Source organism: Dyella flagellata, assembly GCF_030160275.1.
GTDB classification, from domain to species: Bacteria; Pseudomonadota; Gammaproteobacteria; order Xanthomonadales; family Rhodanobacteraceae; genus Dyella_B; species Dyella_B flagellata.
Map to the genome: position 1 here is coordinate 196,801 of NZ_BSOA01000050.1, position 6,353 is coordinate 203,153.

Here is a 6,353-nt window from a genome sequence, read left to right on the forward strand (position 1 = left end):
ATAGCGCCAAGGGGCTTCTCAATGCTGTCGCTTGATCCAGCGCAGCAGTGGCGTCCAGTCCTGCTGGTGGCCGCGGACCTGCTCGGAGCCGTAGTCGAAGATGCCCTTGCCCAACGAGGTGAGCAGTACATAAGCCTGGGTGTCGCGTAGTTGCGCCACCACCGGGAACGGTGCCTGTTCGGCCAGTTGCGCGATGGCGTCCTGGCTGGCGTGGGTCCATGGCTTGAGGCGGTTGCCGACCAGGGCCACCGGCAATTTCCCGCGCTTGATGCGACCGATGCCGCGCAGGTGCTGCAGGAAGTTCAGGGTGGCGTGCAGATCGAACGAGGAGGGCAAGACCGGCACCAGCACCATATCGGCCTGTTCCAGGTACGGCTCGAGTTCTTTTTCATGCGAACCGGCGGGGGTATCGACCAGTACGCGATCGGTGTCCTGGGGCACTTTTTCCAAGGCCCGGCGGCCGCCTTCCATCGCCAGTACGCCCGGCACGTTGTCCGGCCGCAGGCTCGCCCAGCGGTAGCTGGAACCTTGCGGGTCGCTATCGACGATGGCCGTGCGCTTGCCATCTTGTGCCCAATGGGAAGCGAGCTGGGTGACCAGCGTGCTCTTGCCGCAACCGCCTTTGCTGCTTGCTACCAACACCGTAAGCATCGGTTACCCCTGGTGATGTGAGGTGAACCAAGGGTAGCGGAGGAGCGGGAAACGGGGAACAGGGGGTCGGCAGCGTGGCGATCCCCGCTACGGCTTTGCTCAGGTCCGATTGTGTGGCGAATGGGAGTCTCGCCACACGAGTCATGTCCCCGGTTTGCTAGCCGCCATTATGTTGCGGTTGCCAATCGGTGGGTGCGTCCGTAGCAATACCCGCGTCGTGCAGGGCCGCCAGCACCAGGCTCATTTGCGTGCCGCCACTGCGGGCGAGGGCCAGCATGTGCTGCGCCTGGGCTTTGTCTTCCTGTGCTCGAAAGGACAGCGAAGCGAAGTTCTGCACCTGCCAGATCAGGTTGCGGCGCGCATTCTGGGCATCCTGCTGCTGGGCCGCATCGGCGTTGAGCACTTCGCGCAAATGCAGCCCCAGCGAGCGGGCCAGGGGGCTGGAACCCCATTCCAGCAGCTGCCCCAGTTTCAGGCAGTCATTCTTGACGGCGTCGTCCTTGGGTGCCTTTTCTTCGCAGAAACTGGCGGTATCACGCAAAGCGGGTTGCGGCATGCCGGTGGCGCTGCCATAGGCGATCAGTACCTGTACGCCATTGACGCCGGCGTTGGAGCTTGGGTCCAGCGTAGCCGTTGGCGGCGGCAGCATGGTGGCGGCATTGGCCAGCGCTTTCAGCGCTACGCCACTGTAGTCGTCATACAGCTTGGCGGCAGCGGCCTTGGCCAAGTCCTGGCGGGCGTCGTCATTTTTCAGCCCATTGGCATCCTGGCTCAACTTGACCAGCCACACGGCGGCGTTATCCGGAGCCTGCTGCGCCAGCTGGGTGACAGCGTCGCCGTTGGGGCAGGCGTGTGGAGTATTGCGGTCGCAATCTGCCAGGCGCGCCCAGGTGACGGCGGGGCCGGCCCCATCAACGCGGGCAGCCCGTTCGATAAGGGCATGAAAGCTGTTCAGCTTGCTGGGGTTCGGCAGGGGGCGGGCCAGCAGGGCCGCGGCCAGCAGACGGTCGGCATCGCCGCTGGGGGCCAGCACGTTAATCAGGTCGTTCTGAAAAGCGAGCAGTGCTTTTTCGCGTGCCTGCGCGGTCTTGCCGGCGTTGGGGACCGTCTGCGGCTGGTTGGCGGCGGCGGCCGCCGTGCTGAGAACAACGGCCAGGGTCAGGGCAGTCAGGCGCCGTCCACGCATGGGAACTCCATTGTCATAAAAAAGAGGGAAAGCATAACCTGAGGGGATTGAGGCCGTTCTGAACGGGAAGTTCTTCGATTTTTCGCTGAACGCGATATCTTGGGTCTGTCGCGCCGGCTCCTGTAGGATGCAGGGCCGCTGCCCACGAGGATCACAGGAGATAGCTGTGGAGTCGCTTTCGATGTTGGCCCAGGGGAATGCTGCCCCGTGGTTCGTGGGATGGGGCACACTGGCCTTGATCAATGCCGGCCTGGCGCAGGGCAAGAATCGCAACGGCCTGTTGTGGTTCGTGCTGTCGCTGTTTTTGGGGCCGTTCGCCACGCTGGCGATCGTGCTGATGCCCAAGGTGCGTAACCGGATTTTTTGAGGCGCAGGCCGTGAGGCACTGTGACCCCCCGTGGCCGTCATTCCCGCGAAAGCGGGAATCCATCTTGGCTGTCTGCACGAGAGCAAAATGGGTTCCCGCTTTCGCGGGAATGACGACCGCTCTCAGGTTGGGATTTGCATCCCAACCTACTGCTTATTCGCCCAGCGCCTCGCGCATGAATTCCGGCATCGCCAGCGCACCCTTGTGCACTTCGGCGTTGTAGTAGCGGGTGGAGAAGTTCTTGCTCAGCGCACCGCGTTCGCGGAAGCCGGCCAGGTCGCCACCCTTGCGCGCCATGCTGCAGCTCCACCAGCCGGTGGGGTAGCAGGGCTGCGGGAACGGTAGCGTTTTCACGGCGCTGAAGCCGGCCGTGCGCATCGCGGCGCGCATCGACTTGATCAGTTCCAGGTGCGCCATCGGCGATTCGCTCTGCTGCACCAGGATGCCGCCGTGACGCAGCGCCTTGTAGCAGCTGGTGTAGAAAGCCGCATTGAACAGGCCTTCGGCCGGACCCACCGGGTCGGTGGAATCGACGATGATCAGGTCGAGCGATTCGGGCTCGGCTTCGGCCATGTACTTGATGCCGTCGATGAACAGCAACTCGGCGCGCGGATCGTGGTTGGATTCGCACAGCTCCGGGAAATACTGCTCGGCCAGGCGCGTCACGCGCTCGTCAATCTCCACCTGGGCCGCGTGTTCCACTTCCTCGTGCTTGAGCACTTCGCGCAAGGTGCCGCAGTCACCGCCGCCGATGATCACCACCCGCTTGGCGCGTGCATGGGTGAACAGCGCCGGGTGGGTCATCATCTCGTGGTACAGGAAGTTGTCGCGGCTGGTGAGCATCACGCAACCGTCGATCACCATCAGGTTGCCCCAGTCGGTGGTCTGGTAGATCTCGATGGTCTGGAACGGGGTCTTCTCGGCATGCAGCAGCTTTTCAACGCGATAACCGATCGAGGAACCGGAAGCCTGGTGTGCTTCGGTGAACCAGCTGGGCTGCGACATGGGGGAGCGATCCTTGGAACTTGGGTTAAAGGAAGGTGATTGTAGCGGCTAGGTTGGCGTCGTGCCGATGACAGGCTTAGGACGCGGCGCCACTTAAAGGGTGACCTCAAATTGTCGCAGCAGACCGTTACAATACGCGACCGGCCGCCATAGGCGGCCGCCAGGCTCTTCCGGCCCCGCGGCGTGCGAGGCTTCCGGCCGGCGAGCTTTAAGTTCGTCAAGGCTCGCCGCTGCGACGACGACATCCCCCTCATAGGAGATACCGTCTCATGGCGAATGCCTGGAATATCGACGCCGCCCGTCACACCTATGCCGTGCCTTACTGGGGCGACGGCTACGTCGACATCGACGCCGCCGGTCACATGGTGATCCGCCCGCATGGCCCGAGCGGCCCCGGTTTTTCCCTGCCCGACATCGTCGAGCGGGCTCGCGCCGAAGGCCTGCGCCTACCTTTGCTCGTGCGCTTCCCCGACATCCTGGCCGACCGGCTCGCACGTCTGCAGGGTGCGTTCGCCAAGGCGATCGGCGAATGGAACTACGCGGGCAGCTACACCGCTGTCTATCCGATCAAAGTGAACCAGCAACGTGGCGTGGTGGCCGAGCTGGTGGCGGCTGGCGCGCACGGTTTCGGCCTGGAGGCCGGCTCCAAGCCGGAGCTGATGGCGGTGCTGGCGATGGCGCGGCCCGGTTCCGTGGTGATCTGCAATGGCTACAAGGATCGCGAATACATCCGGCTGGCCTTGATCGGACGCAAGCTGGGTCTCAGCATCCACATCGTGATCGAAAAGCCGTCCGAACTCGATCATGTGATCAGCGAAGCGAAGGCCTTGGACGTGGAGCCGCTGCTCGGCGTGCGCGTGCGCCTGGCTTCGATCGGCGCCGGCAAATGGCAGAACACCGGAGGTGACAAAGGCAAGTTCGGCCTTTCACCCGCGCAAGTGCTGGACCTGGTGACACGCCTGGAACAGGCCGGCCTCAAGCACACGCTGAAGCTGCAGCACTTCCACATGGGCTCGCAGATTTCCAACGTGCGCGATATCGCCAACGGTATGCGCGAGGCCACGCGCTATTTCGTGGAACTCATTCGCCTGGGCGTGCCGCTGGAAATCGTCGACGTGGGCGGCGGCCTCGGCGTGGATTACGAGGGCTCGCGTTCGCGCAGCCACAACTCCATCAATTACTCGATCGAGCAGTACGCCGCCACGATCGTGCAATCGCTGGCCGAAGCGGTGGAAGCCGAAGGGCTGCAGGCGCCGCACATCATCACCGAGGCGGGGCGCGCGATGACCGCGCATCACGCGGTGATGGTGGTGAACGTGAGCGAGGTGGAAGCCGTGCCGGCCGGCAGCTTGCCGCCGGTCGATGGCGACGAGCCGACCGTGCTGCGGCATTTGCGCGAAGTGTACGAAGAACTGGATACGCGCCCACCGCTGGAGCTGTTCCACGAAGCGCAGCATCACCTGCACGAAGGCCAGACGTTGTACGCCTTGGGTCAGCTCTCGCTGGCAGCGCGCGCTCGGCTGGATGAGCTGTATTACGCCATCGCCAACGCGGTACGCGCGCGCCTGTTGCCTGCGGAGCGTTCGCATCGCCAGGCGCTGGACGAACTGGACGAGAAGCTGGTCGACAAGTATTTCGTCAACTTCTCCGTGTTCGAGTCGATCCCTGACGTGTGGGCGATCGACCAGATCTTCCCGATTGCGCCGATCACCCGCTTGAACGAGCGGCCGGCGCGCCGCGGCGTGCTGGTGGATCTCACTTGCGATTCGGACGGCCGCATCGACAACTACGTGGACGCCGAAGGCGTGGACGTCAGCCTGCCACTGCATGCGCTGAAGGAGGGCGAATCCTACCGGCTCGGCATCTTCATGGTCGGCGCGTACCAGGAAACCCTGGGCGACATCCACAACCTGTTCGGCGATACCGATGCCGTGAACGTGCGCGTGGATGGCGGCAACTACCTGTTTGCACACAAGCGCCGCGGCGACACCACAGATCTGATGCTGGACTACGTTGGCTACGACCTGGAAGTGTTGCGTCGCAGTTATCGCGAACGTATCGCGGCGGCCGGTGTCGAAGGCGAACTGGCGGAAAGCCTGTTTGTAACATTGAATGAAGGCTTGACCGGCTATACCTATCTCTCCGAGGGCGTGCGCTAGCAAAGGCCTTGGGATGTTTCGAAAGCTTCGGCGATCGAAACATCCTGCGGCCCGGCGAGATGCTGCCCAAGGTTCCCCTTTTCCCATCCGAAGGAGTGGCACATGGCAAGTCTCGACGGCAAGGTTGCATTGATCACGGGTGCCGCCAGCGGCCTGGGCAAGGCTATCGCAGAGCTTTATGCGAAGAACGGCGCAGCGGTGGCGATCGCCGACATCAATCAGCAGGCGGCGGATGCCGCGGCGGCGGAGATCAAGGCAGCCGGCGGTAAAGCCATCGGCATTGCCATGGATGTCACCAACGAGGAAGCGGTGAATGCGGGCACGGATAAAACCGTGGAAGCGTTCGGCAGCCTGGACGTGCTGATCTCCAACGCGGGCGTGCAGATCATCAATCCGATCGACCAATTCGCTTTCGCCGACTGGAAGAAGATGCTGGCGATCCATCTCGATGGCGGCTTCCTCACCACTAAGGCCGCGCTCAAGCACATGTATAAGGATGACGGTACTGGTAAGAGCCGTGGCGGCACGGTCATCTATATGGGCTCGGTGCATTCCCATGAGGCCTCCAAGCTGAAATCCGCCTACGTCACGGCGAAGCACGGCCTGCTTGGTCTTGCGCGCACGCTGGCGAAGGAAGGCGCGGCGCATAACGTGCGTTCGCACGTGATCTGCCCCGGCTTTGTGCGTACTCCGCTGGTGGAGAAACAGATTCCCGAGCAGGCCAAGGAGCTGGGCATCAGCGAGGACGAAGTGATCAAGAACGTGATGCTGAAGGACACCGTGGATGGCGTATTCACCACGGTCGAGGACATCGCGCAGACGGCGCTGTTCCTGGCTGCGTTCCCGAGCGCGGCGCTGACCGGGCAGAGCATCGTGGTCAGCCATGGGTGGTACATGCAGTAATCATGCGTCTCGTCATCGCTCCCTCCCCTGCTTGGCACCTGATTAGCGTCGAGTCTCAGCTGGGTTTCGCAAATCCTGCTCG

Annotated in this window: 6 protein-coding genes; 3 read left to right on the forward strand and 3 right to left on the reverse strand. The window is 63.1% G+C overall.

Going from position 1 to position 6,353, the window contains the following annotated elements; translation table 11 throughout:
• Positions 1-18 precede the first annotated feature (18 nt).
• Both QQJ96_RS22155 and QQJ96_RS22160 read right to left on the reverse strand, forming a co-directional pair.
• On the reverse strand, positions 19-651 hold the full coding sequence (locus QQJ96_RS22155) for a nucleotide-binding protein (RefSeq protein ID WP_284334214.1): 633 nt from the start codon (positions 649-651) through the stop codon (positions 19-21).
• A gap of 157 nt (positions 652-808) precedes the next feature.
• Positions 809-1,837 (reverse strand): hypothetical protein, encoded by a 1,029-nt coding sequence (locus tag QQJ96_RS22160; protein WP_284334215.1) that lies wholly within the window; start codon positions 1,835-1,837, stop codon positions 809-811.
• A gap of 181 nt (positions 1,838-2,018) precedes the next feature.
• Between QQJ96_RS22160 and QQJ96_RS22165 the strand changes: the two genes are divergently transcribed.
• Positions 2,019-2,204 (forward strand): antitermination protein NusB, encoded by a 186-nt coding sequence (locus QQJ96_RS22165; protein WP_284334216.1) that lies wholly within the window; start codon positions 2,019-2,021, stop codon positions 2,202-2,204.
• Between the two features lie 153 nt (positions 2,205-2,357).
• On the opposite strand, the gene speE is transcribed toward QQJ96_RS22165, so the two are convergent.
• Positions 2,358-3,209, reverse strand: coding sequence for a polyamine aminopropyltransferase (speE, locus tag QQJ96_RS22170; RefSeq protein WP_284334217.1), 852 nt, complete (start codon positions 3,207-3,209; stop codon positions 2,358-2,360).
• A gap of 269 nt (positions 3,210-3,478) precedes the next feature.
• Here speE and speA point away from each other — a divergent pair, with 269 nt between their 5' ends.
• Positions 3,479-5,368: an arginine decarboxylase gene (speA, locus tag QQJ96_RS22175; protein WP_284334218.1), complete on the forward strand. Its 1,890-nt coding sequence runs from the start codon at positions 3,479-3,481 to the stop codon at positions 5,366-5,368.
• A 102-nt stretch (positions 5,369-5,470) separates the two neighbouring features.
• A complete protein-coding gene (locus tag QQJ96_RS22180; RefSeq protein ID WP_284334219.1) occupies positions 5,471-6,271 on the forward strand; it encodes a 3-hydroxybutyrate dehydrogenase in 801 nt (266 codons plus the stop codon).
• The last annotated feature ends 82 nt before the right edge of the window (positions 6,272-6,353 follow it).